The organism is Kitasatospora sp. NPDC059408, from assembly GCF_042751525.1.
In the GTDB taxonomy this organism is placed as follows: domain Bacteria; phylum Actinomycetota; class Actinomycetes; order Streptomycetales; family Streptomycetaceae; genus Kitasatospora.
On the sequence record NZ_JBHYWI010000016.1, the window covers coordinates 14064 to 36103 of the forward strand.

The following is a 22040-nucleotide window of genomic DNA, read 5'->3' on the forward strand; positions in this document are numbered from 1 at the left end:
GTGTTGGTGTTTGTGCCGTCCACCAACGACGCGCAGTTTGTTAGTTACGCGATCGTGTTGTTTTGCTTCTCAGCGCCCCTTCCGCTGCGCGGGTGGGGGCCCCACCCCCCGGGCGCGGCCCCCACGGCCTTTCGGAGGTCGGGGCGCAGCACGGTCCGCGCTCCGGCTGCTCGACCGGCCCCGCTGTCAGTCGTCGGCGGCGGCCCCGTCGTGCGCGGCCCAGGCGGCGGTGACGCAGCCTTCCTCCCAGTCCCACCGGCCCTCCGCGTCGCCGCGCTCCAGCAGGGCGCGGATGCCCGGCAGGTCGGCCGAGGGCGGGACGTCCAGCGCGACCATCCCGAACCGCTCGACGCCCTCGCCGGTCGCGCCGAGCCGCTGGAACTCGTCCAGCACGGACTGCCGGGCCCCGGCCGAGCCGCCGTCCTGCAGCACGATCAGCCGGACGGTGCAGTGGTCCGAGGCGTCGACGGTCTCCTCGGCCCAGCGCACGCCGTCGTCGTCGACCTCGACCCGGACGACGTCGCCGCTCGCGACGCCCTGTGCGAACCACGGGGCGTTGGCGACGCGGACCGTCCCGTCGCCGAGGTCCTCCGCCCACAGGCTCTCGACGCCCACCGGCGGCCAGCCGTTCTCGTCCACGTCCAGCGGGTAGTGGACCTTCACGTGGTTCTCGTTGCTGTTCGTCACGTCACCATCATGACCGTGCTCCGCGCGGGGTGAACGGCGCGACATCGGGTCCGCGGCCCCGAGCACCGATCCGAAGGTCGGGCAGGGTGTCGGGACACGATTGGTGCGTGGCCTTCGGCGCCTGGCAGGATCACCGGATGCACCGCTTCCACTTCCGCGGCTTCCGGACCTGGGCCTGGCTCCTGCTCCTGATCTGCGGGGCCGCTTTCGCCTTCGTGCAGGACGACCGGCCGCAGTACACGGGCGCGGCCGTGGGCGCCCTCTGTGCTGCCACCGTCCTGTTCGTCGTGTCCGCCCAGGAGGAGGAGCCGTGGGACGGCGCCCCTCTGACCCTCGGTGACCGTCTGGCCGGCCTCGCGTTCGGCGCGGGACTCTGGCTCCTGGGCGGGTTCCTGTTGCTCGGCTGCGTGCTGGCGGTGCGGTTCCTGGTCGGGCTGCTGTAGCCGACGAACCGCTGTAGCGGACGGACCCACCTGCGGGGGCGGTCGCGGCATCGGCACCGCGACCGCCCCCCGACGGTCGACGATCAGGCAGCTCCGTACCAGTGCTGGAGCGCCTGCCGGAGCCCGTCGGTCCCGTCGTCGTCCTCGGCGGTGCGCAGCCAGGCGGTGTGGCCGTCCGGGCGCAGGAGGACGGCGTCGAGGTCGGGGTGGTCGGGGCAGGTCGCGGTGACGAGGTCCACGCGGTCCGCCCATCCTGCGGCCGCCGCGCGGACGTCCGTTCCTCCCGTCAGGTCGAGCAGGACGCCGCGCCCCGGGGCGAGCAGCTCGCTGAGGCGGGTGCGGCCGTGGCCGGTGGTCAGGGTGAGGTCGGGGGCGAGGCGGCCCAGCCAGGGGTGGCCGGTGTCGGGGCGCGTCTCGTAGCGGGTGTCCAGGCCGGTGACCGTCTCGGCGAGGGCGCGGTTGCCGTCGGGGTGGCGGGCGACGCGGGCGAGCAGGTCGGTGAGCGGGGCGAACCGGTCGCCGGGCGCGCCCAGCTCGCCGAGCAGCACCTGGGCGCGGGTGTTCGCCAGCACGTGTGCTCCGGCGGCGTGGCGTTCGGCGTGGTAGCTGTCCAGCAGGTGGGCCGGGGCGGTGCCGCGGACGGTGGCGGCGAGCTTCCAGCCGAGGTTGAACGCGTCGTCCAGGGCGAGGTTGACGCCGATCGCCCCGGCCGGCGGGTGGATGTGCGCGGCGTCCCCGGCGAGGACGGTCCTGCCCCGGACGTACTCGGCCGCCTGCCGGGCGGCGTCGCCGAAGCGGGTCAGCCAGCGCGGGGCGCGCAGTTCGACGTGACGGCCGAGCGCTTCGTCCACGGCGGTCTGCAGCAGGTCGAGGGTGACCGGGGTGTCCTGGTCGGCGGGCGGCCGGCGGTCGGCGGTGATGATCCGCACGTAGCCCGGGCGGGGTATCGCGAACACGCTGCCGCCGGGGCCGGTGGTCACGCCGAACGGCAGCGCCTGCGGGCCGGCGAGCTCGACGTCGCCGAGGAGGGAGAAGCGGGTCGCCGCCGTGCCGGGGAAGCCGATGCCGGCCCGTTTGCGGACGGTGCTGCGGCCGCCGTCGCACCCGACCAGGTACGCGGCCCGGATGCGGTACTCGCCTCCGTCGGCGGACACGGTGGCGGTGACGGACTCGAAGTCCTGTTCCAGCGTGAGCAGTTCGTGTCCGCGCCGGATGTCGGCGCCCAGGTCGAGGGCATGCTGCTCCAGGACCTCCTCGACCCGGGTCTGCGGGATGCCCAGCGAGTACGGGTGGCCGGTGTGCGCGCCCGCGAGGGTGAGCGTCACGGGCAGGCCGGAGAACGCGGCGTGCGGGACCTGCCGGCCCTCGGCGATCAGCCGTTCGGCGAGGCCGCGCCGGGCCAGCAGGTCCAGGGCGCGGGCGTTGAGGTTGAAGCCGCGGCAATAGTCCGGCCGCCGCGGGTGGCGTTCGAGCACGACCGCGTCGACGCCGGCGAGCCGCAGTTCGCTCGCGAGTAACAGCCCGGCCGGGCCGGCTCCCACGATCAGCACCTCGGTCATCGGGTGGTGGTTCCCTTCTCGTCCGTCGGGTCGGACCAGGTCCAGCCCTGCTCGGTCCGTTCGGCCCGTTCGGCCCCGGGCCAGGCGAGGCTGCCGTCGCGGATCTCGGCGACCGTCCGCCGCGTCCAGGCCAGTTCGGCCTCCCAGGCGTGCAGCGCGCACTCGACCTCGATCATGAACAGCCGGGGGACGCCGCCGGAGCCGACCGTGTCGGCCAGCACCGTGCCCGTCTCCTCGATCCGCCGGGCCAGGTGCTCCGCCCGTTCGGCGAGCGCCTCCGCCGCCCCGTCCGGACCGAGCGCGCCGAGGTAGGACACCGCGGCCATGAACTTCGGGTACTCCGCGACGGGCGTGCGCAGCAGTTCGTCGATCCACTGGACGAACTCGTCCTGGCCCAGGCCGGTGACCGCGTACACGGTGCGTTCCGGCCGCCGGCCGTCGCGCGCCGTCTCGACCGGCTCGATCCAGCCGTGCCGCACGAGCGACTCGACTGTGTCGTACAGCGAGCCGGAGTTGACCTTGAAGCTGCTGTCCTTGTGCCGTTCCCGCAGGGTGGAGGCCATCTCGTACGGGTGCATCGGCTGTTCCTGCAGCAGGCCCAGCACGGCCAGCGCCAGCGTGTTGGAGATCTTTCGTTTCGCCATCGAGGTACTCGCCGATCTCTAGTCGGTCTCGGTTAGCCGGATCCGACTATACGGATCCGGCTAACCGATGTGAACCACCGATCGCGCGAAGCGGGATATTTGAACGCGTTCAATTGAGGCGCTAGGCTCGAAGCCCGAGATGAGGGGGGAACCCATGAAGATCGTCATTCCCGGCGGCTCCGGCGCGCTCGGCACCCTGCTCGACCACCGCCTGACCGCCGCCGGCCACCGTGTCGTCGTCCTCAGCCGCCGGCCCGCCGGGCCCCGTCAGGTCTGGTGGGACGGTCGGCACCTCGGAGCCTGGGCGACCGAGGTCGACGGCAGCGACGTGGTGCTCAACCTCGCCGGGCACAGCGTCAACTGCCGCTACACGGACGAGAACCGGCGGGCCATGATGGACTCCCGGGTGCTCTCCACCCGGGCCGTCGGCCGGGCCGTCGCCGCCGCCCGCCGCCCGCCCGCCGTCTGGCTCCAGATGAGCACCGCGACCGTCTACGCCCACCGCCACGACGCGCCCAACGACGAACTCGACGGCGTGATCGGCGGCGCCGAGCCCGACGCCCCGGCCTCCTGGCGGTACAGCATCGACATCGCCCGCGCGTGGGAGGACGCCCAGGCCGAGGCCGACACCCCGCACACCCGCCGCCTCGCGCTGCGCACGGCCGCCGTCCTCGGGCCGGAGCGCGGCGGGGCGTTCGACTCGCTCTCCTGGCTGGCCCGGCTCGGCGCCGGCGGGCCGATCGCGGGCGGCGCGCAGTACGTGTCCTGGATCCACGAGCGGGACTTCGTCCGCGCCGTCGAGTTCCTCGCCACCCGGGACGACCTCGCCGGCCCGGTCAACCTCGCCGCCCCGCACCCGCTGCCCCAGCGCGAGTTCATGCGCGACCTGCGGGCGGCCTGGGGCATGCCGCTCGCTCTGCCCGCCACGCGCTGGATGGCCGAGCTCGGCGCCTTCGCGCTGCGCTCGGAGACCGAGCTGCTGCTGAAGAGCCGCCGCGTCGTGCCGACCAGACTGCTGGACGCGGGCTTCGCCTTCGAGCACCCGGACTGGCCGCAGGCCGCCCGCGACCTGGTGCGGCGGCTGCGCGGGCGGTGACGGCCTCCGGTGCCCAGGCCGCCCGGGGCTGCCGGGGCCGCCGAGTGGCTGGGAGGTCTACGGCGGGACATGCTCGTCGGAACATGCTCGTCGGGGCGGCCGAGCCCCGGACGACCCCGATCGGGAGGCGACAGTGACGGGTGTGACCAGCGCCGATCTCCTCGTGGACGCGTTCGGCCGGATCCGGGAGGAGGTCGCCGGCGTCGTCGACGGCCTCTCCCCCGAGCAGCTCGCGTTCCGGGTGCGGGATCCGGCCAACTCGATCGCCTGGCTGGTCTGGCACCTCACCAGGATCCAGGACGACCACGTCGCCGACGCGGCCGACCGCGAGCAGGTGTGGACCGCGGACGGCTGGGCGGAGCGCTTCGCCCTCCCGTTCGCCGCGGCGGCCACCGGCTACGGGCACCGGCCCGCCCAGGTCGCCGAGGTCACCGCCACCGCCGAGCTGCTGCTGGGCTACCACGAGGCCGTCCACGCCCGGACGGTCGACTTCGTGCGCAGGCTCAACGGCCCGTCCCTCGCGCGCGTCGTCGACGAGTCGTGGAACCCTCCGGTCACCCTGGGGGTGCGACTGGTCAGCGTGATCTCCGACGACCTCCAGCACGTCGGCCAGGCGACCTACGTACGCGGGCTCCTGGGCGGGGGCTGACCGCCCGGAAGAAGGGCACGGTCGGACCGAATCGGGCGGGATGGGACGATACGTGCCATGTCACGCACGTCTCCCCCGGTCCGGGGCACCGCCGCCCCGCCCGACCCGCTCCGCCGCCTCCTGCTCGAACTGGGCGACGCCCTCCTGGGCGGTGGTCTGCCCGTCCACGACGTCGAGGAGGAACTCCACGGCCTGGGGCGGGCGCTGGGGGCGCCCGGGGTGCAGGTCGCCGCCCTGACCAACGGGCTGTTCGTCTCCCTGGGCCCGGACGACGCCACCGCGTTCCGGCCCGTCGGCGCCGCACTGCGCTTCGAGCAGACGGCCGACGTCCTCCACCTGGTGCACCGGCTGCGCGCCGGCGGGCTCGACGGGCCGCGGGCGCTCGCCGAGCTGGACGCGATCCGCCGGGCGCCGGCCCGCTGGCCGACGTGGGTGGCGGACCTCGGGGCGCTGCCGGTCGGGGTCGGGGTCTGCATGTTCCTGCAGCCGGCCGCCGCGAACGTGCTGGCGGCCGGGGCCGGCTCGCTGGTCGTCGCGGGACTGACCGTGCTCGCCCGGCGCCTGCCCTCCCTGCGGCCGCTGCTGCCCGTCACGGCCGGGTTCCTCGTCGCGCTGCTCGTCCTGGCGCTCGCGCAGGCCTCGCTGCTGGACGGCCCGCTGCGGACGATCGTCGCCACGCTGGCGATCCTGCTGCCGGGCGGGCTGCTGGTCACCGGCCTGTCGGAGATCGCCGCGGGCTCGGCCAGCGCCGGGACGGCCCGGCTGGTGTCCGGCGCGGTGCAGCTCGCGCTGTTCCTCGCCGGGGTGGCCGCCGCCACCACCGCGATCGGCATGCCCGCCTCGGCGCTGGCCAACGTGCAGGTGGCCAAGCCGAGTTGGTGGGTGATCGGGCTCGGCCTCGCGATCGCCGTCGCGGGCGTCGTGATCAACGTGAACACCCCGCCGAGCGCCGTTCCGTGGATCGTCGCGGTGATCGCGGTGAGCGTCACCGTCCAGGTCGTCATCGGCTCGGAGCACGGCGCGGCGATCGGCGGCCTGGCCGGGGCGGTCTCCGCCGCGGTCGCCGCCACCCTCGTGCACTGGCTGCCGGGCGGCCCGCTCTGGCAGGTGCTCTACCTGCCGGCGTTCTGGATCGTCGTGCCGGGCTCCTTCGGCCTGCTGAACACCGCCCAGATCGAGGTGGGCAACGGGGCCCAGTCGGTGCTGGCGGCCGTCTCGGCGGTCTTCGGGGTGTCGATCGGCACCCTGATCGGCTCGGTGATCAGCCGCATTCCCCGTCCGGCGCTCCTCACGCCGGCGCCTCGGACCTGAGCCGACGCCCCGGGCCTGGGGCCTCGGGCCTGAGCCGACGCCTCAGGCCCGGGGCCGGGGCCGGGCCGGTCACGGGTGGCGCAGCGCCTCGGTGAGGTGGTTCGCCGCCTCGATGACGGCCTGGGACAGGCGCGCGCCCGGATGCCGGGTGAGCCGTTCGATCGGGCCGGAGACGGTGACCGCGGCCACCACCCGGTTGGACGGCCCGCGCACCGGCGCCGACACGGACGCGACCCCGAGCTCGCGCTCGCCGATGGACTGCGCCCAGCCCCGCCGCCGTACGCCGCTGAGGGCCGTGGCCGTGAAGCGCGCCCCCTGGAGCCCCCGGTGGAGGCGCTCCGGCTCCTCCCAGGCGAGCAGGATCTGGGCGGCGGCGCCGACCTTCATCGGGAGCGTGACCCCCACCGGCACCGTGTCGCGCAGACCGGAGAGCCGCTCCGCGACGGCCACGCAGATCCGGACCTCGCCCTGACGGCGGTACAGCTGGGCGCTCTCGCCGGTGACGTCGCGCAGGTGCACGAGCACCGACCCGGCGGCGGCCAGCAGCCGGTCCTCCCCCGCCGCCGCCGACAGCTCGGCGAGCCGGGGGCCGAGGACGAACCGGCCCTGGAGGTCCCTGGTGACCAGCCGGTGGTGTTCCAGCGCGACGGCCAGCCGGTGGGCGGTGGGGCGTGCCAGGCCGGTGGCGGCGGCGAGTCCGGCCAGGGTGACGGGCCCGGACTCCAGGGTGGCGAGGATCGCGGTGGCCTTGTCGAGCACGCCGACGCCGCTCGTGAGCTCCATGGATGGGTACTCCAGTCTCGAATCCGCGGCCGACGGGTGGGTTCGGCACGCGGGGGCTCCCCGCGGGGAGCGCGGGGGTGGTCAGCGAGAACGGGCCGGAGAAGTCGGCCGGATGCCTGCGCCGGGCACGAGACGGGTACGCGGAAGGGCCGGGGCGGGAAGCGCCCGGGCGAAGGACAGCACAGAGAGCACCGTGTCTCCTCATCTTTCCCGCGCCACGTTGGCGACAGGCCGGAGTTGGCACTGATCCCGGACGGCACGGCGCGTACTTCGGACGCCGGGTCGAACGGGGAGTTGCCGGGGCTTCGTAGGGCCGGTCCCTCCACCCCTCTGGATGATTCGCGAGGAACGATACAAGACTCCCCGCCCCGCCCGCCAAACTCCCCCCTCCTCCTTCGTGGGAGCACGGCTCCCGCCGGGCCCGGTCGGCGGGGCTCTGGCATGATCGCCAGCCATGACCGACCTCGCGTTCGACGCCCTGCTCTGCGACCTGGACGGCGTCATCCGCTTCTACGACGGCGACGAGGTGACGCGGCTCGAACGGGCCACCGGCCTCGCCCCGGGCACGACGACGGAGATCGCCTTCGCCCCCGAGCGCGACCTCCCGCTGCTGCTCGGGCGGATCACCCGCGCGCAGTGGGCCGCGTCCATCGCCGAGGCCCTGGCCACCCACGTCCCCGCCCCGCAGGCCGCCGACCTCCACCGGCTCGTGGCGCCCGTCCTGGGCGAGGGTGGCACGGCCGCCCCGTAGAGCGTCCGCCTGACCGTCCGTCACATTCTGTTCTACTCAAGGAAGATCACCGAAACCTCCGTTCCGAATCGGGGCGCTCGCGTCGCGGATCCGGACATCTGTCACGGTTTCGAAGCGGCAGTGCCACGACTTCGCATATCCCTCACCGAGCCGCGACCGGAGCTCTACCGTTTTACCGACGGTCCCCTTCTCGACCGTCCCCGAGCGGAGGGCGAGCACATGAACGGTCGCCAGGGTCCGGTCGTGCGGTCGGGGGTGGTCGCCGTGGCGCTGTGCGCCGCCGCGGCCTGCTCCTCCGGCACGAGCCAGGCCCACGACGGCGTGCAGGACCTCGTGACCGGTACCGGGTTCGACACCGGGCAGCAGCGGATCACCGGGGCCTCGACCACGTTCCCGGTCGGCCAGACCGCCTACGTGGCCTTCATCACCGACGCGGGCGGCGCGGGCGGGACGGTACAACTCGACCTGGTCCGCGGCGGGCAGTCCGAACCCGAGGCACGCAGCCTGCCGGTCACGGTCGCCCAGGGCCGGCACGTCTACACCAAGCAGATCGACCTCGCCATCGCGGGGAGCGTCCAGGTCCAGGCGCTCTACAACGGCGTGGTGGTCAAGTCCCTCTCCCTGAAGGTCGGGTGAGGACCATGACGATCCGACCGGCGCGCAGCGCGGCGCCGCTCCTCGTGACCGTCGCGCTCCTCACCTCCCTCGTCGGCTGCGGCAGCTCCGGCCACGCGGCCGCCCCTCCGCCGAAGTGCGACACCTCCTACGTCTACACGAACGTCAAGGACGGCGGCACGGCGCTGGAGGTCGTCGACGCCCAGATGTCGCAGAACCAGACCGGCTCGACGGAGACCTGGTCGGTGAGCACCACCCGCGAACAGACCCTCTCCATCCAGGAGTCGGAGAGCACGACGGTCAAGGCCCACGTCGCCGTGGCGGGCACCGCGCTCGTCACCGGCGCCTCGGCCTTCGTCCCCGCGGCCGAGGGCCAGGCGAACGCCGTCTTCGACTACGAGCACCGGACCGACTCGTCCGTCTCCCGCACGTCGTCCAAGTCCACCAACACCAAGGTCGCCATCCAGGTGCCGCCCGGCACCACCGCCTACGCCCTGTACGGGGTCGTCATGAAGTGGACGACGGGCACCGTGCGGACCGACGCCTGCGGCGGAAGCACCGGCGGCGGCGAGACGAAGACCTTCATCCTGCCCGAGGCCTACACGTGGTGCAGCTGGTTCGTCGGGCCCGATTCCTTCACCGACGGCAACCAGAGCCCGTGCGAAGTGGTGCCCGGGCAAGGACCGCAGAGCCTCAACTGAACACCACCAGAGAAGGGTTCGGACCCGTGCAGCCCGTCAAGATCAGCGTCCAGTCCGGAGCGCTCGCCGCCATCGGCGTGATCGCGTTCATCGACAGCTTCCTCCCGTGGTACACCGTCTCCGAGAAGTCGGGCGCCACGGGCCTCCTCACCCAGTACGCGGCGAGCGGCAACGCCTGGGACGTGGGCGCCGGCGCCTGGATCCCGATGGTCGCCCTCGTGGCCGTCGGTATCATGGCCGCCCTCCCCGCCATCGGCCGCGGTCTGCCCGCCCGCCAGGGCCACGCCACCAATCTCGTGCTCGCGCTGATCGCCACCGTGATCGTCCTGCTGCGCTGGCTCACCTACCCGTCGATCCCCGTCGGCCAGTCCGCCTTCATCGACGCCGGCGCCGACGTCGGCACCTACCTCGGCGTCCTCCTCGGCCTCGCCGCCACCGGCGCCGCCTACCTCGGCTTCACCGCCAACGGGGGCACCCTGGACAGCTTCACCAAGATCTTCCGCACCCCGCCCGCATAGGCGGTCCTCTCGCAGGCAGGCCGGGGAGTCCTCGACTCCCCGGCCTTTGCGCACACCCGGGTCAGGCCGCGATCGCGCGGGCCGCCCGTCGGGTCTTGATGTCGCGGTAGCAGTACGCCGCGATGGTCAGGACGAACACGGTGAAGTAGGGCCACGTCTCCGAGAGGGCCAGGTGGCGGCCCCAGGTCTGGCTCACGAACACTGCGATCTGTCCGATGACGCCTGCCGCGGCCACGCGCCCCGTCACACGTGTCAGACCGGTGGAGCGCGCTTTGAGTACTGCCGTGTAAATCCAGGTGATCAGAACGGACGAAAGCCCGATTCCCATCCTGAAGGCCGTGAAGAGCAAGAACACCCACAGGCACACCGAGAGGAGTGCCTGCCCCAGGATGATCGACCACGCCGCGACGTCATAGCGGTCCAGCGCCCGCGTCGATCCGGTGTCCGGCCGTGGACGGGGGCTGCTCTCTCTGCGGGTGGGGGCCGGAGGCGGGAGCGGGGCCGTCGCTGCCGTGGAGGGGCGTCGGTCGGTCCGTCCTCCTGAGGGTGCGGGGCTTCCGGCAGGTTCGGAGGTGTCGTCGACGTGCCGTAGCGCCAGGGAGACCTCGGCGGCACTCGCGTACCGCCGGTCGGGGTCCTTCTCCAGCAGCCTCAGCACGAGGTCGTCCCACGCCGAGGGAACCCCCGTGGACACCGAGCTGGGTGCGGGCGGCTCCTGGGTGAGGTGTGCCGTGAGGTGTCCCATGGCGTCGGGGGCCTGGAAGGGGAGGCGGCCGGTGATCATCTCGAAGAGGAGGCAGCCGAGGGCGTACAGGTCGCTGCGCGGTTCCGGGTAGCCGCGTGCCTGCTCGGGCGCCATGTAGGGGGGTGTGCCCACGATGAACCCGGTCCGGGTGAGCCGGTCCCCGGTCGCGTAGGGGTCGGCCGCCCTCGCGATGCCGAAGTCGAGGACCTTCACCGTGCCCGACGGCGTGATGAGGACGTTGGACGGCTTGATGTCCCGGTGCGTGACTCCGGCCGCGTGCGCCGCGGCGAGCGCGTCCGAGATCAGTGCGCCCCATCGGGCCGCGTCGGCGAGGGCGACGGCGCCTCGGCGCAGCATCGTGTCCAGGCCCTCGCCCCGCACCAGCTCCATCACCAGGAACGGGGCCCGTTCGCTCCCCTCGCCGGTCTCGCCGAGGTCGTGGATGGTCACGATGTTCGGGTCCTGCAGTCGGGCGGTGATGCGTGCCTCGCGCAGGAATCGGGCGCGGGCCTCGTCCCCGCGGCTTCCGTCACCCGCGAGCAGGGAGATCACCTTGACCGCGACGCTGCGGCCCAGCGTCTCGTCCAGCGCCTCCCACACCTGCCCCATGCCGCCCTCGCCGAGCTGCCGCACCAGCCGGTAGCGGCCCCCCAGGAGCTGGTCCCGCATCATCATGCCCCGCCCGCTTCGTCCGCCTCGTCGTCGAGGACCGTCCGGCCCTCCGCCGACTCGCCCACGCTCCCCGGCTGCCGGCCCTTGGCCCTCTCGGCCTTTTGGCCCCTGGCCCTGCATCATGCCGTACACGCCGGATTGACGCGGGCGAACGGCCGAAGATCGACCGCTTGGGGGTGAGTGATCGTCACCGGAGGGGTGGGCAGCCTCCGGCGGATCCGCCGCGCGGCGGGAGGTGCCTTTCCGCCTATGGCGTGCCGACGGTCCGGTGGACACGTGGCGGGTGGTCTCCGGTCGAAGGGCGGCACAGGCGGCGTTCCAGGTCGGCGAGGTGCCAGGCCGGTCTCGACCGCAGGCGGGACGCGACGGCCGACACCGCTCCGGGGGCGTACCCGCAGGCCCGGAGGATCCGCCCGGCGGCCTCGGGCTCGGCGGCGACCCGGCCGGTGCCCACCACTCTGGTCAGGAGCAGCAGCGCCTCCTCCTCGGTGAAGGCGCCCAGTCGGTGCGGTTCGGCGTTCTCCAGGCCGGTCATGGTGTGCCGGCCGGTGATCAGCACCAGGCACGTCGGGGAGGCCGGCAGGAGCGCGCGGACCTGGCCGGTGGTGGCGGCGTCGTCCAGCACGACGACGGCCCGCTTGCCGTGCATCCGCTCGCGGAACAGGGCGGCGCGCTCGGCCGGTCCGGTCGGGACGTGCTTCGCGGGGACCTCCAACTGCCGCAGGAACATGCCGAGTACGGCGTCCGGATCGGCCGGTGGGTGCTCGGGGTCGCTGCCGCGCAGGTTGACGTACAGCTGGACGTCGGCGCACCGGCCGTCGCGGACGAGGCGGTGTGCGGCGTGCAGGGCGAGTTGGGTCTTCCCGATCCCGGCCGGGCCCTCGATCGTCGACACCACGGCTGACGCTCTGCCGAAGTGACGTATGAGCGCCGCGAGTTCGCGCTCGCGACCGGTGAACGTGGCGAGATCGGCGGGCAGTTGCCGCAGGACGCCGACCGGTCCGCCGGCCCGCGCGTCGGAGTGCACCCGCGTGCAGGCCGCCCGCCAGCGGGCCGCGTCGGCCTCCCCCACGCCGAGTGCCCGGACCACGGCCAGGACGAGGTCCTGGTCGAGCCGGCGGCGGTCCGGCTTGAAGACGTCGGCGACGGTGCTGTGGGAGACGGGCTGCGGCGGGCGCAGCAGCGGCCCGACCCGCTTGGCCAGCGTCCGGAGGGACGGCCCGCCCGCCCAGAGCCGCAGCCGTTCCAACGCCCGGATGAACTCGGCCAGATCGGCGGCCCCGGCCGGATCCGGCCCGCCCGTCCGCTCCTCCCGCATCACGGGGCGAGTGTAGGCGCCCGGTCCGACATCCGGGAGCGGGTGGGACCGGGGATGGCCTTCATCGGGCCTCCCCGTGACGACCGGTCGGATCGTGCCCGGTCGCCGGGTCCGCCGCCTCGGGCCGCAGGAGACCGTCGATCCGCGCCGCCACCGCGAGCAGGTCCCGGTCGGCCGTCCGCCGCCCGATGAGCTGGACGCCGACGGGGGCGGAGCCGGTGACCGGGAGCGGGACCGTCAGTGAGGGCAGGCCCGCGGTGGCCGCCGGCGAGGTGTTGCGGATCAGGGTGGGGAACGTCGGCACGTCACGGCCGTTGAGGGGCAGGGACTCCTCGTACCGGTGCAGCGGCCGGGCGCACACCGGTACGGTCGGGCTCAGGAGCGCGTCCAGGCCGTGGGCGGTGACGAGTTCGTCGTACGCGGCCTGCATCGCCTGCCGCTCCGCAAGCGCGCCGCGCAGGACGGCGGGGCCCGGGTACCCGGGGGCGGTGGGCAGTGCGGTGGCCTTGAGCGTCTCCGCGATGACCGGGTCGGCGACCGCGTCGAGCACGTCGGCGGGTGTGAGCCCGGTGCGGTGCCCGTCGAGGTAGCGGCCGAGCGCGGCGCCGAACTCGCCGAAGACGAGCGGGAACCCGACCCGGGAGTCGTACGCGACCAGGTGTGCCGTGTCCACCGGGACCCACTCCACTCCCGCCGCCGTCAGGCGGTCGACGGCCGCCTCCCAGGCGGTGCGGACCGGGCCCTCCAGGTCCTCGGTGAACACGTGCCTCGGCAGGCCGAACCGGAGCGGGCGGCCCGGGTCCCGCGGGATTCCGCTCTCCCCGGTGACGAGGGTGTCCAGCGCGATGAGCCGGTCCAGGCTGCGGGCCAGCAGCCCGGGGGTGTCCCGGGTGGTGGACAGCGGCGTGGCACCCGCCGAGGGGTAGCGCCCGGCACTGGGGCGCAGGCCGTAGATGCCGTTGAGCGCCGCCGGGATGGTGACGGAACCGCCGGTGTCCGTGCCGAGCCCGGCCTCGGCGACCCCCGCGGCCACCGCGGCCGCCGTCCCGCCGCTGCTGCCGCCCGCGAACAGGGCCGGGTCGGTGGCGTTGCCGACGGCGCCGAAGGTGTGGTTGCACGAGGTGGCCCCCAGGGAGAGCTCGTGCATGTTCGCCTTTCCCAGGACGATCGCCCCCGCGGCACGCAGCGCCGCGACGACGGGCGCGTCGGCCCCGGGGACGAAGCCGGCGAGCGCGGGTGTGCCCGCGGTGTTGGGCAGGCCGGCGACGTGGATGTTGTCCTTGACGACCAGGCACCAGGGCTCCCGGCTCCCGTGCGCGTCATGGCGGGCCGCCTCCGCGAGCGCCTTCCCGGCGTCCAGGGTGACGAACGCGTTGAGGTGCCCGACGGCGGCGGCCCGGCCGAGCGCGGCGGACACGACCTCGTGCGCGCGGCGCCGGCCCGCGGCTCCCGGTTCGGCCATGGCGTCGTCTCCTTCGTGCTCGCACGTGTCGAAGGCCGTGCTACCCCGCTCAAGCCGCGGTCATGCCCGGGACCACCCGGTGGCTCAGCACGCTCCGTACCACGGCGCGCACCGGTGCACGCGGGGAGCGCTGGTTCCACCGAGGCCTTTCGGTCCGAAATGGTCGAGGCCTTGGGACAATGGAGGCATGACGAATGATCAGTTGATGCGACAGCAGGACGAACTCCAGGTCGAGGCGGACGAGGTGAACAAGGATCTGGGGCTGGACGAGCTGCTCGGGCGGCTCGGGGATCCGGTGCGGGTGGGGAGTGCGGCGCTGGGGCTGATGGTGCGCCGGGACCTGGACGTCACGGTGGTGTGCCCCCGGCTCGACACGGGTGTGCACGAGGCGGTGGCCGCGATCGGGGCGCGGCTGGCGATGCACGAGCGGGTGCGGCAGGTGCGGTTCCGCAATGACACCGGCGCCTGGAACACCGATCCCGGCTACCCGGACGGGCTGTACCTCGGACTGGACTACCGGTCGCCGCGGAGCCACAAGTGGTCCCTGGACATCTGGTTCGTCGACGAGCCCGAGCGCCAGCCGGACCTGGCGCACCTGCGGACGCTGCCGCAGCGGCTCACCGCCGAGGCCCGGGAGGCGATCCTGCTGATCAAGCACGCGTGGGCGGAGAGCCCCGAGTACGGCCGGAGCGTGCGCAGCTGGGACGTCTACCGGTCGGTGCTGGACGACGGGGTGCGCACGGTGGCCGGGTTCGATCAGTGGCGGGCGTCCTCTTCGGCGTAGCCGCTGTCGGCGCGGGTGTCGGTGTAGGCGATCGAGGTGTGCGTCCGGATGAAGTCGAGCCGGGCGCGCACCTCGGCCTCGTCGCGTCCGCCGACGGCGTAGGTGACCAGGCCGGCGCCGGAGTAGCCGGAGGCCTTGAGGAGGTCGCCGGGCTTCGCGGTGGCGCGCCGGCTGATCAGCCAGTCGCGCGGTACCGCCTCGTCGTCGATCGCGGCGAGGCGTCCCGGCCTGCTGTACAGGACGAATTCACCGCCGGCCCGGTGGGTACGCGGGTAGCCGGTGGTGGGGCGTTCGCCGAGGGCCAGGCGAACCATGGCCTCGTAGAGGTTGACGCCGGTGAGGGCCTCGACGACCGGGACGACGCCGGCTCCACCGTTGCGGGCGGCCACCTCGTTGAACACGAGTGCGCCGTCGGCGAGTTCGAAGACTTCGAGGTGGAGCACGGCGTCGGTGACGTCGAAGGCCTTGACCACCCGCCGGGTGAACTCGGTGGCCCGTTCGACCAGGTGCGGGTCGTCGACGGTGACCGAGAGCATCGGCTGGTTGTCGACGTGGGACAGCGTGCTGGTCAGGTAGCGGAAGACGACGCAGGCGAGGAGCTCGCCCCGGTGCACGGCGACGTCCACGTGCAGCATCCCACCGTCGACGAACTCCTCGGCCTGGTGCCCGCCGAGGTCGTGACCGTCCAGCGCGTCCAGCGCGGCCCGCGAGTCCACCAGGTGGATGCCGGCGGACCCGCTGCCGAGCCGGGGCTTGAGCACGATCCGTCCGTGGCGGTCGAGGAGGCCGGCAGCGTCGGCGGCACGGTCGACGGGCAGCCAGTCGCACACCGGCAGGCCGCCCTCGGCGGCGGTCCGCTTCATCTCGGACTTGTCGCGAAAGGGCAGGAGCCGGGCGGTGGACGGGCCGGGGACGCCGAGTCGCTCGCGCAGGCGGGCGCCGGGCAGCAGCAGGTTCTCGCTGAAGGCGAGCAGGTGGTCCAGGCCCGCCTCCTGGTGCACCGCCCGCACGAGCGCGTCACGCAGGGCGGTGTCGGACAGGCGGACGCCGAGGACCTCGGCGCACTCGCCGGGCCGCGCCTGGCCGACCAGGGCCGTCCGGGTGAGCAGGGTGACGCGGTAGCGGTCCGGGTCGAGGACGGGCGAGCCGTCGGGCAGCCTGAACCGGTCGTAGCCGACCCGGTCGAGCAGGAGGACGTTCTCCCGGCGGGCGGTCACGGGGTCCCCTCCGGCGCGGCGGCCGGGACCGCCACGGGCGGAGCGACATGCGAAGCGGTGGGCGGAGCGTCGGCGAGGGCCAGGTCGGCGAGCACATCGGCCCACTCCTCCGCGGGGGCGTGGGGTCGCATGAACATCGTGGCCCGGACGTCCCTGGCGAGGCGTCCGAGCAGGTGCCCGGCGCGGTAACTGCCGCCCCCGCACAGCTGCATGGCGAGGTCGACGGCGTGCAGGGCGGCCCGTTCGACCACCGTGCCGGCCGCGATGCAGGCGCGCATGAGGTCGGGCCCGTGTGCGTCCGCGTCGTGGGCGTCCACGTCGAGCAGCAGGCAGCGCAGGACCCCGCGGGCCGAGACGAGGGCGGTCTCCAGCTCCGCCAGGGCCGCCGTCGCCCCTGCCGCGCCGGTTCGCCGACGGCCGGGTGTGCCGTCGCCCGCGCCGGAGGAGCCCTGGCCGTCCCCGGAGAGGGCGGCGAGGGCCGTCCGGTGCGCGGCCTCGGCGATCCCGAGCGGCACGCCCAGCAGCGGGGCGGCCACCCGCACCTTGCCGCCGAGGGCTCCGGTGCCCGGCCGTTCTCCCCAGCGACCGCGGAAGCCTACCGCCTCCCACGGCAGGCGCACCCGGTCGAACGCCACGGTGCCGCTGCCGGAGCCGCGCAGGCCGTGGCCGTCCCAGCTGTCGTGGACCTCGACTCCCTTGAGGTCGCCGGGGATCAGCACCGAGCCGATCATCGGACCGTCGGGGGTCTCCGCGCGTAGCCGGGTGTAGAAGTGGGTCGCCACGGGCGAGAGGGAGGCCATGGCCTTCCGCCCGGTGACGGTCCAGCCCCCGCCCTCGGGGACGGCGACGGTGGCGGGGAGCCAGGCGCTCGTCCCGGGTTCGGTGACGGTGGAGCAGACGATCATGCGGCGCTCGCCGATCGCCCGGGTCCAGCGGCGCTGCGGGGTGTCCCGGGCGGGCGCTGCCGCAGCGGTGCGGGCGAAGTGCATCGACAGGGCGAGGTGCATGAACACCGCGGTGGCCACGGAGGCGTCGGCCTCGGCGAGCCTGGCCGTGACGACGCCCAGGTCGTGCACCGAGTCCAGGCCGGCTCCGCCGTCCGCGACCGGCACGCAGGCGGCCAGCAGGCCGGCCTCCTCCAGGCGTCGCACGCTCGGCGCGGCGAAGCGGCCGGCCCGGTCGTTCTCGGCGGCCTGGTCGGCGAGGCGGCCGGCCAGGCCGTCGACGACCGCGCACAGGCGCTGCCCGGCGTCGGTGACGGGTCGCGGGTGGGCCGTCAGCGTCGGTGAGTGGGCCGCCGGCGGGGAGACCGTCGGCGGAGGGGCCGTCAGTGGGGACATCGCTGTTCCTGTCCGTGTCGTGGGCGGGGTGTCAGTGGGGGGCACGGCTGTTCCTGTCCGTCCGGTGTCCGGGCGGTCGTGGTCAGCGCCGAGCGCACCGCGTCCAGCGCGTCGGCGATCCGCCGCAGTGCGGGATGCGGGCCGGGGCAGTCCGACCGGTCCGACTCGTCGAAGCGGTCCAGCCGGTCCAGGACGGCGGTGCAGACCCGAGCGGGCGCCTCGTTGACGGTGGCGGCCTCGCGCCAGCGCGCCGGGAGGTGGTGGCGGCCGGCGGCCAGCTGGTGGTTGCTCAGGGCGAAGTCGTCGACGATGGCGGGCCGGTCCACCCCGAGGGCCCGCAACAGCACGGCGACCACGACACCCGTCCGGTCCTTGCCCAGTGAGCAGCCGATGATCACGGGGCCGGCGGCGGGCAGCAGCCGTGCCACGCGTTCGGTGGCCTCCAGGTACCGCGGCAGTGTGCCGAGGTGGCGGCGCAGCTGGTCCTCGGGGGTGTCGCCGTGGTCGCCGGGGGCCCGGTCGCGGACCGGGAGGCGGTGCCACGTCCAGCCGCGGGCGAGCAGGTGATCGGGGCCTCCGTCGCGGTCGACCTCGGGGTCGGTGCGCAGGTCGACGCAGGCGCCCGGGCCGAGGAGCCCGGTGAGTGCCTCGGCGCCGGCCGGTGACAGGGCGGACAGGGCGGAGCTGCGCAGCAGGACGCCGGGGCGCAGCCGAGCGCCGCCGGTGGTGGGCAGCCCGCCGAGGTCGCGCAGGTTGGGCAGGTGGTCGGCGAGCAGCTGCCGGTCGCTCACCGGGGCCGTCCGGCGTCGGCGGCGGGCGGGCGTTCGACGACCCGGAGGCGCTCGGTGGTGGGGATCCGTTCCGTGGCCGGGGTCCGGTAGTCGTCGCCGCCGTAGAGCAGGGCGAGGAATTCGCCCGGCTCGCGGCCGGTGGTGGCGCGGACGGCGTCCGGGTCGACGAAGGTCTGCCGGTTGTAGGCGCTGAGCTGGGCTTCGGTCATGTCGGCGCGCATCAGCTCGTAGGGGGTGTAGAGGGTGGGGCGGACGCGTGCGCCGAGGCCCTTGACGGCGGCCATGGTGTGCCGGGCGCCTTCCGGGGTGGTGCCGGGGAGACCGACGATCACGAAGCAGTTCAGCTCGATCCCGTGGGTGCGGCACCAGCGGGCGACCTCCTCGGTGCGGGTCTCGGCCCGGCGCTTGACTCGGGGCAGTCCCGGTTCGGCGTTCTCCTCGAAGGTCTCGACGCCGACGCTGATCCGGATGCAGCCGGCGGCGGCCATGCGCCCGACGAGTTCCTCGTCGAGGTGGTGCAGGGTGGTCGCGCACTTCCACGGGTAGCGGCGCGGTTCGGCTTCGAGGGCGGTGCACAGGTCGAGGACCCAGGACCGGTTCAGGGTGAAGGTGGGCGCGTAGAAGGCGACGTACTCGAAGGGCAGCCGGGCGAAGCTGTCGCGGATGTAGTCGACGGTGCGCTCGACGGTCAGCCGGCGTTCGCGCAGCCCCTGCATGGGCGGGACGTCGCAGAAGCTGCAGCCGACGGGACAGCCGCGGGCGACCGGGGCGACGAGTTCGAGCCGTTCGGGGATGCCGCAGAACTTGTTCTCGTCGGTGCGGTAGAGGTTCTCGTACGCGGTGTAGGGGATCTCGGAGACGTCCGGCAGGGCCCACTCGTTGGCGGGCAGCCAGGTGCCGGGGGCGCTCGGCCCGTGCCACTCGCCGGTGTGGCGCAGGTGCACGCCCGGCAGGCCGTCGACCGGGGGGCGGCCGTCGCGCGCCCAGTCGAGTGCGGCGGCGGTACCGGCCTCGTAGTCGCCGCTCGCGACGACGGCATCGAGGTCGAGCGTGTGGAAGAAGCCGGGGTTCTGGTAGCCGAGCCGGCCGACGGTGACGAGCAGGGCGTCGGGCAGCAGCGCGCGAGTGTAGTCGGCGGCCCGGCGCACGCCTTCGACGACGTCGTACTCGTTGACGATGACGACGGCCTCGTAGCGGCCCTGGTGGAGGCGGTCGGCCAGTTCCTTCCAGGTCCGGTTGAGCGCGCCGGCGTCGAGCGCGTCCACCTGGTGGCCCTTGGTGCGCAGGTAGGCGGCGACGGTGAAGACCGGCAGGTGGTGGCCGGCGTTGAAGTAGCTGGGGACGTGGGGTGGCCACAGGACCAGTACGCGCACGGTGGAGCTCCTTGTCGGGGTTCAGACCTCGCCGACGGCGTCGAGTTGACGGACCGTCAAAATCGTTGCGGACACGCCGGCCCGGCGCAGGTGCCGGCGCAGCCGGGCGCGGCGCCGGTGGGCGCGGCCCGGTCCGACGGCGATGACGAGGGCGGCGTGGGGGTTGTCGCGGGTGTGCTCGATCGCCGGCCACAGGGAGCGAGCCCGGAACCGGGCGATCTTCCACAGCAGCCGGGGGAAGTCCTGGGTGGCGGACACCGGGTGGCCCGCCTCGGCGCGGGCCCGGACCAGGGCGGGCAAGCCGTCGTGGTGGCCGCGGCGGATCGCCAGGGCGCGGCGCACGGCGCGGGCGGCGCAGGTGCGCGGCCGGACGTCGAGCAGCACGACGAGGTCGGCCCGGGCCATCCGCACGGGGATGGTCGGCAGGTGGTTGCCCTCGATGATCCAGCGGGGGCCGGCGGCGAGTCGGCGCTGCGTCCGTTCCCAGGCCCGCGGGTCGGGGCGGGTCCAGTCGGCTGCCCAGTACAGGTCGTCGAGGTGGTGCAGCGGCAGTCCGGTGGCGCGGGCCAGGCGGGCGGCCAGGGTGGTCTTGCCGGAGCCGGGGCTGCCGAGGACGAGGATCCGGGCGGACCGGTCGACCGTGGCGGGCCACGGCGGGTCCGTGGGGAGGGTCGGGTGGTGGCTCGGCTGGTGGGTTCGCCGGCGGGCCGCGGGCATGATCAACGGAGCCCGTGCAGGACGAGGGAGCGCCGCTCGCGGCCACGGCCGGCCGTCACCGCGCCGACCTGGTGCCAGGACCGGTCGGAGCGGACGAGCAGCGCGGAGGCGCCCAGCTGCGGCACCACGCGGTCGTGGACGGCGGTGGGGTCGTCCCCGTCGAGGATCTCCAGGCAGCCGCCCCAGCCGGCCTGCCAGCCGGGGTTGAAGTACAGGACGTGGCTGAAGAGCTTGTCCGCCCGGTCGGTGTGCGGGCCGAGCCAGTCCGTGTCGGCGTGCCGCACCAGGCGGATCTCGACGGCGGCGGCGACCGGCTGGTCGAGCAGCGCGGCGACCTGGCGGCGGTAGGGCTCACCGGCCAGGTCGGCGACCAGCCCGCGCCAGAGCGCGGGCAGGCCGGCCGGAACGTCCTGGCCGGGGCCGAGGAGCGGACGGGAGTAGTTGCGGTAGGTCTTGTCGCGGCCGGCCCCGGTGGCGTCGAGGCGCACGTAGTCGTCCTGCGGGAAGGTCGCGGCGAGCTCGGCCGCGGTGTCCTCTCCGTACAGCCGGCCGGGCGCGGTGGCGAGCCAGCGGTAGGGCGTGGTGCGGCAGGCGGCGGTGTCGGTCCAGTCGGGAGCGAGCACGGGCATGTCAGCGCTCCCGGCCGATGGCGGTCCTCGGCACGGACATCTCAACCCACCTGCTCGACGGCGGACTTCAGCACCGGAAGGAACCGCTCGATGGTGGCGGTGTCGGCGATGGTGAAGCGCAGCCAGCCGGCCAGGCCGGTGAGGTCGGACAGGTCGCGCACGCGGTAGCCCGCATCGGACAGTGCGCCGGTCGCGCGGCCGGCCGCGGCCGCGGACGGCAGGCGCAGCGACAGGAAGTTGCCCCCGGACGGGGCGACGGGCAGGCCCCAGGACCGCACCTCGGCCGCCGCGCCCGCGCGCACCTCGCGCAGTTCGCGCCAGACCGCCTCGAACCGGTCGTGCTGGTCGATGGCCACCCGGAGGGCCAGCAGGGCCGGTGCCGACACCGCGTGCTCCAGCGGAACGGCGGCCAGCTGGGCCAGCAGCCCGGTCTCGCCGCACAGGACCGCGACGCGGGCGCCGGCCAGGGCGTGCGACTTGGAGAGCGACTGGACCACCAGCACGTTCCCGCCGCGGCGGGCCAGCTGGGCCGTGAGCGGGCCGTCGAAGACCTGGTAACAGCTGTCGATCACCAGCAGGTGTCCGCGCTCGCGCGCCAACTCGGCCAGCCGGTCGAGCTGTTCACCGGTCAGGCGGCCGCCGATCGGGCCGTTGGGCACGCTGACCGCGATCAGCGCGCCACGGCTGGCGGCCGCCGCCTCGATCAGTGCGCCGGCCTGCGCGTCCAGGTCCAGGCCGGTGGTCGCCACCGGCCGGAGCGACAGGCCGAGCAGGTCCGCGGTCTCCGTCCACGCCGCGTAGTTGGGATGCTGGAGGATCACCTCGCCCCGGCCCGCGGTGCGGCGGGCGAAGTAGGCGCAGACCAGGCGCAGCGCGGTGTCCGAGCCGGGCGTGACGAGCAATTCGTCGGAATCGCACTGCACGTACGCGGAAAGTGTGTCGATTGTGGACCTACTGCGCGGATACTGCCGCAACAGGTCCGGCGTGAACTCCCTGGCGACCGCGTCGAGAAGCCTTTCCGCGGCGGGATGGACCAGCTCGTTGCTGCTCAGATTGAGCCGGGCGTCGTGCCCCCGCCGGTCGAAGAACGCATGCCTTACCTTTTCACCGTCGACGACGGTCAATTGTCCCCCAAGTTGCCCGGCCGCATTCACGGCCATCCAACCGGACGCTTCCGTCCGATTCCCAGGCAAGCACAGCTTCACATCCAAGTCAACGCGCCTCCGGATCGCGTA

The 22040-nt window shown here is 74.1% G+C and carries 23 protein-coding genes and 1 riboswitch; of the genes, 9 read left to right on the top strand and 14 right to left on the bottom strand.

What is annotated here, in order from left to right; all coding sequences use genetic code 11:
- Positions 1 to 186 precede the first annotated feature (186 nt).
- Positions 187 to 687, bottom strand: coding sequence for a DUF4265 domain-containing protein (locus ACFXDE_RS13255; RefSeq protein ID WP_380493749.1), 501 nt, complete (start codon positions 685 to 687; stop codon positions 187 to 189).
- Positions 688 to 824: 137 nt separating this feature from the next.
- On the opposite strand from ACFXDE_RS13255, the gene ACFXDE_RS13260 reads away from it, so the two are divergent.
- Positions 825 to 1130, top strand: a complete 306-nt coding sequence (locus ACFXDE_RS13260; protein WP_380493751.1) for a hypothetical protein — start codon at positions 825 to 827, stop codon at positions 1128 to 1130.
- Positions 1131 to 1213: 83 nt separating this feature from the next.
- On the opposite strand, the gene ACFXDE_RS13265 is transcribed toward ACFXDE_RS13260, so the two are convergent.
- Together ACFXDE_RS13265 and ACFXDE_RS13270 are read right to left on the bottom strand one after the other, a co-directional pair.
- Positions 1214 to 2689, bottom strand: coding sequence for an FAD-dependent monooxygenase (locus ACFXDE_RS13265; protein ID WP_380493753.1), 1476 nt, complete (start codon positions 2687 to 2689; stop codon positions 1214 to 1216).
- Complete coding sequence (locus tag ACFXDE_RS13270; RefSeq protein WP_380493755.1) at positions 2686 to 3333, bottom strand: PadR family transcriptional regulator; 648 nt, start codon at positions 3331 to 3333, stop codon at positions 2686 to 2688. Before ACFXDE_RS13270 ends, ACFXDE_RS13265 begins: the two co-directional genes overlap by 4 nt.
- Before the next feature lie 154 nt (positions 3334 to 3487).
- On the opposite strand from ACFXDE_RS13270, the gene ACFXDE_RS13275 reads away from it, so the two are divergent.
- The 3 genes from ACFXDE_RS13275 (at position 3488) to ACFXDE_RS13285 (ending at position 6389) form a co-directional block, all read left to right on the top strand.
- On the top strand, positions 3488 to 4429 hold the full coding sequence (locus ACFXDE_RS13275; protein ID WP_380493757.1) for a TIGR01777 family oxidoreductase: 942 nt from the start codon (positions 3488 to 3490) through the stop codon (positions 4427 to 4429).
- A 142-nt stretch (positions 4430 to 4571) separates the two neighbouring features.
- The gene (locus ACFXDE_RS13280) at positions 4572 to 5078 is read left to right on the top strand and encodes a DUF664 domain-containing protein (protein WP_380493759.1); all 507 of its coding nucleotides are present in this window, start codon (positions 4572 to 4574) and stop codon (positions 5076 to 5078) included.
- A gap of 57 nt (positions 5079 to 5135) precedes the next feature.
- Positions 5136 to 6389, top strand: coding sequence for a threonine/serine exporter family protein (locus ACFXDE_RS13285; RefSeq protein ID WP_380493761.1), 1254 nt, complete (start codon positions 5136 to 5138; stop codon positions 6387 to 6389).
- 69 nt (positions 6390 to 6458) lie between these two features.
- On the opposite strand, the gene ACFXDE_RS13290 is transcribed toward ACFXDE_RS13285, so the two are convergent.
- The gene (locus tag ACFXDE_RS13290; protein ID WP_380493763.1) at positions 6459 to 7172 is read right to left on the bottom strand and encodes an IclR family transcriptional regulator; all 714 of its coding nucleotides are present in this window, start codon (positions 7170 to 7172) and stop codon (positions 6459 to 6461) included.
- Between the two features lie 198 nt (positions 7173 to 7370).
- Positions 7371 to 7513: riboswitch (SAM riboswitch) on the bottom strand.
- A gap of 113 nt (positions 7514 to 7626) precedes the next feature.
- Between ACFXDE_RS13290 and ACFXDE_RS13295 the strand changes: the two genes are divergently transcribed.
- From ACFXDE_RS13295 to ACFXDE_RS13310, 4 genes are all read left to right on the top strand, one after another.
- Complete coding sequence (locus tag ACFXDE_RS13295) at positions 7627 to 7923, top strand: hypothetical protein (protein WP_380493765.1); 297 nt, start codon at positions 7627 to 7629, stop codon at positions 7921 to 7923.
- 219 nt (positions 7924 to 8142) lie between these two features.
- On the top strand, positions 8143 to 8559 hold the full coding sequence (locus ACFXDE_RS13300) for a hypothetical protein (protein WP_380493767.1): 417 nt from the start codon (positions 8143 to 8145) through the stop codon (positions 8557 to 8559).
- A 5-nt stretch (positions 8560 to 8564) separates the two neighbouring features.
- A complete protein-coding gene (locus tag ACFXDE_RS13305) occupies positions 8565 to 9239 on the top strand; it encodes a hypothetical protein (RefSeq protein ID WP_380493769.1) in 675 nt (224 codons plus the stop codon).
- 26 nt (positions 9240 to 9265) lie between these two features.
- Complete coding sequence (locus ACFXDE_RS13310; RefSeq protein ID WP_380446430.1) at positions 9266 to 9757, top strand: hypothetical protein; 492 nt, start codon at positions 9266 to 9268, stop codon at positions 9755 to 9757.
- 61 nt (positions 9758 to 9818) lie between these two features.
- Here ACFXDE_RS13310 and ACFXDE_RS13315 read toward each other — a convergent pair whose 3' ends face one another.
- The 3 genes from ACFXDE_RS13315 to ACFXDE_RS13325 all read right to left on the bottom strand — a co-directional run bounded on the left by ACFXDE_RS13315 (position 9819) and on the right by ACFXDE_RS13325 (position 13954).
- Complete coding sequence (locus ACFXDE_RS13315; protein WP_380493771.1) at positions 9819 to 11177, bottom strand: serine/threonine-protein kinase; 1359 nt, start codon at positions 11175 to 11177, stop codon at positions 9819 to 9821.
- Between the two features lie 244 nt (positions 11178 to 11421).
- A complete protein-coding gene (locus ACFXDE_RS13320) occupies positions 11422 to 12492 on the bottom strand; it encodes an NB-ARC domain-containing protein (RefSeq protein ID WP_380493923.1) in 1071 nt (356 codons plus the stop codon).
- Positions 12493 to 12553: 61 nt separating this feature from the next.
- A complete protein-coding gene (locus tag ACFXDE_RS13325) occupies positions 12554 to 13954 on the bottom strand; it encodes an amidase family protein (protein WP_380493773.1) in 1401 nt (466 codons plus the stop codon).
- A gap of 187 nt (positions 13955 to 14141) precedes the next feature.
- On the opposite strand from ACFXDE_RS13325, the gene ACFXDE_RS13330 reads away from it, so the two are divergent.
- Positions 14142 to 14738, top strand: a complete 597-nt coding sequence (locus tag ACFXDE_RS13330) for a hypothetical protein (RefSeq protein WP_380493774.1) — start codon at positions 14142 to 14144, stop codon at positions 14736 to 14738.
- Here ACFXDE_RS13330 and ACFXDE_RS13335 read toward each other — a convergent pair.
- Genes ACFXDE_RS13335 through ACFXDE_RS13365 form a run of 7 tightly spaced genes read right to left on the bottom strand, consistent with a single transcriptional unit; the run spans position 14711 to position 21965 of the window.
- Entirely contained in the window at positions 14711 to 15955 is a 1245-nt protein-coding gene (locus ACFXDE_RS13335) for an acetyl-CoA carboxylase biotin carboxylase subunit family protein (RefSeq protein ID WP_380493776.1), read from the bottom strand. The genes ACFXDE_RS13330 and ACFXDE_RS13335 overlap by 28 nt on opposite strands.
- Positions 15952 to 17295, bottom strand: a complete 1344-nt coding sequence (locus tag ACFXDE_RS13340) for an acyl-CoA dehydrogenase family protein (RefSeq protein ID WP_380493778.1) — start codon at positions 17293 to 17295, stop codon at positions 15952 to 15954. Before ACFXDE_RS13340 ends, ACFXDE_RS13335 begins: the two co-directional genes overlap by 4 nt.
- Positions 17283 to 18086, bottom strand: a complete 804-nt coding sequence (locus ACFXDE_RS13345) for a tyrosine-protein phosphatase (protein WP_380493780.1) — start codon at positions 18084 to 18086, stop codon at positions 17283 to 17285. The genes ACFXDE_RS13340 and ACFXDE_RS13345 overlap by 13 nt, the downstream gene beginning before the upstream one ends.
- Positions 18083 to 19459, bottom strand: coding sequence for a B12-binding domain-containing radical SAM protein (locus ACFXDE_RS13350; protein WP_380493782.1), 1377 nt, complete (start codon positions 19457 to 19459; stop codon positions 18083 to 18085). Before ACFXDE_RS13350 ends, ACFXDE_RS13345 begins: the two co-directional genes overlap by 4 nt.
- A 21-nt stretch (positions 19460 to 19480) precedes the next feature.
- A complete protein-coding gene (locus ACFXDE_RS13355) occupies positions 19481 to 20176 on the bottom strand; it encodes a hypothetical protein (RefSeq protein WP_380493784.1) in 696 nt (231 codons plus the stop codon).
- A gap of 2 nt (positions 20177 to 20178) precedes the next feature.
- On the bottom strand, positions 20179 to 20805 hold the full coding sequence (locus ACFXDE_RS13360; protein WP_380493786.1) for a 2OG-Fe(II) oxygenase family protein: 627 nt from the start codon (positions 20803 to 20805) through the stop codon (positions 20179 to 20181).
- 41 nt (positions 20806 to 20846) lie between these two features.
- Positions 20847 to 21965 carry an aminotransferase class I/II-fold pyridoxal phosphate-dependent enzyme gene (locus ACFXDE_RS13365; RefSeq protein WP_380493788.1) on the bottom strand — a complete coding sequence of 373 codons (1119 nt, stop codon included), beginning with the start codon at positions 21963 to 21965 and terminating at the stop codon, positions 20847 to 20849.
- Between the last annotated feature and the right edge of the window lie 75 nt (positions 21966 to 22040).

Bases quoted from the DNA above. Each gene is read 5' to 3' on its own strand.
- ACFXDE_RS13260 (WP_380493751.1), top strand. From the start codon at position 825: ATGCACCGCTTCCACTTCCGCGGCTTCCGGACCTGGGCCTGGCTCCTG.
- ACFXDE_RS13265 (WP_380493753.1), bottom strand. From the start codon at position 2,689: ATGACCGAGGTGCTGATCGTGGGAGCCGGCCCGGCCGGGCTGTTACTC.
- ACFXDE_RS13270 (WP_380493755.1), bottom strand. From the start codon at position 3,333: ATGGCGAAACGAAAGATCTCCAACACGCTGGCGCTGGCCGTGCTGGGC.
- ACFXDE_RS13275 (WP_380493757.1), top strand. From the start codon at position 3,488: ATGAAGATCGTCATTCCCGGCGGCTCCGGCGCGCTCGGCACCCTGCTC.
- ACFXDE_RS13285 (WP_380493761.1), top strand. From the start codon at position 5,136: ATGTCACGCACGTCTCCCCCGGTCCGGGGCACCGCCGCCCCGCCCGAC.
- ACFXDE_RS13290 (WP_380493763.1), bottom strand. From the start codon at position 7,172: ATGGAGCTCACGAGCGGCGTCGGCGTGCTCGACAAGGCCACCGCGATC.
- ACFXDE_RS13295 (WP_380493765.1), top strand. From the start codon at position 7,627: ATGACCGACCTCGCGTTCGACGCCCTGCTCTGCGACCTGGACGGCGTC.
- ACFXDE_RS13300 (WP_380493767.1), top strand. From the start codon at position 8,143: ATGAACGGTCGCCAGGGTCCGGTCGTGCGGTCGGGGGTGGTCGCCGTG.
- ACFXDE_RS13305 (WP_380493769.1), top strand. From the start codon at position 8,565: ATGACGATCCGACCGGCGCGCAGCGCGGCGCCGCTCCTCGTGACCGTC.
- ACFXDE_RS13315 (WP_380493771.1), bottom strand. From the start codon at position 11,177: ATGATGATGCGGGACCAGCTCCTGGGGGGCCGCTACCGGCTGGTGCGG.
- ACFXDE_RS13320 (WP_380493923.1), bottom strand. From the start codon at position 12,492: ATGCGGGAGGAGCGGACGGGCGGGCCGGATCCGGCCGGGGCCGCCGAT.
- ACFXDE_RS13325 (WP_380493773.1), bottom strand. From the start codon at position 13,954: ATGGCCGAACCGGGAGCCGCGGGCCGGCGCCGCGCGCACGAGGTCGTG.
- ACFXDE_RS13330 (WP_380493774.1), top strand. From the start codon at position 14,142: ATGACGAATGATCAGTTGATGCGACAGCAGGACGAACTCCAGGTCGAG.
- ACFXDE_RS13340 (WP_380493778.1), bottom strand. From the start codon at position 17,295: ATGTCCCCACTGACGGCCCCTCCGCCGACGGTCTCCCCGCCGGCGGCC.
- ACFXDE_RS13355 (WP_380493784.1), bottom strand. From the start codon at position 20,176: ATGCCCGCGGCCCGCCGGCGAACCCACCAGCCGAGCCACCACCCGACC.
- ACFXDE_RS13360 (WP_380493786.1), bottom strand. From the start codon at position 20,805: ATGCCCGTGCTCGCTCCCGACTGGACCGACACCGCCGCCTGCCGCACC.
- ACFXDE_RS13365 (WP_380493788.1), bottom strand. From the start codon at position 21,965: ATGGCCGTGAATGCGGCCGGGCAACTTGGGGGACAATTGACCGTCGTC.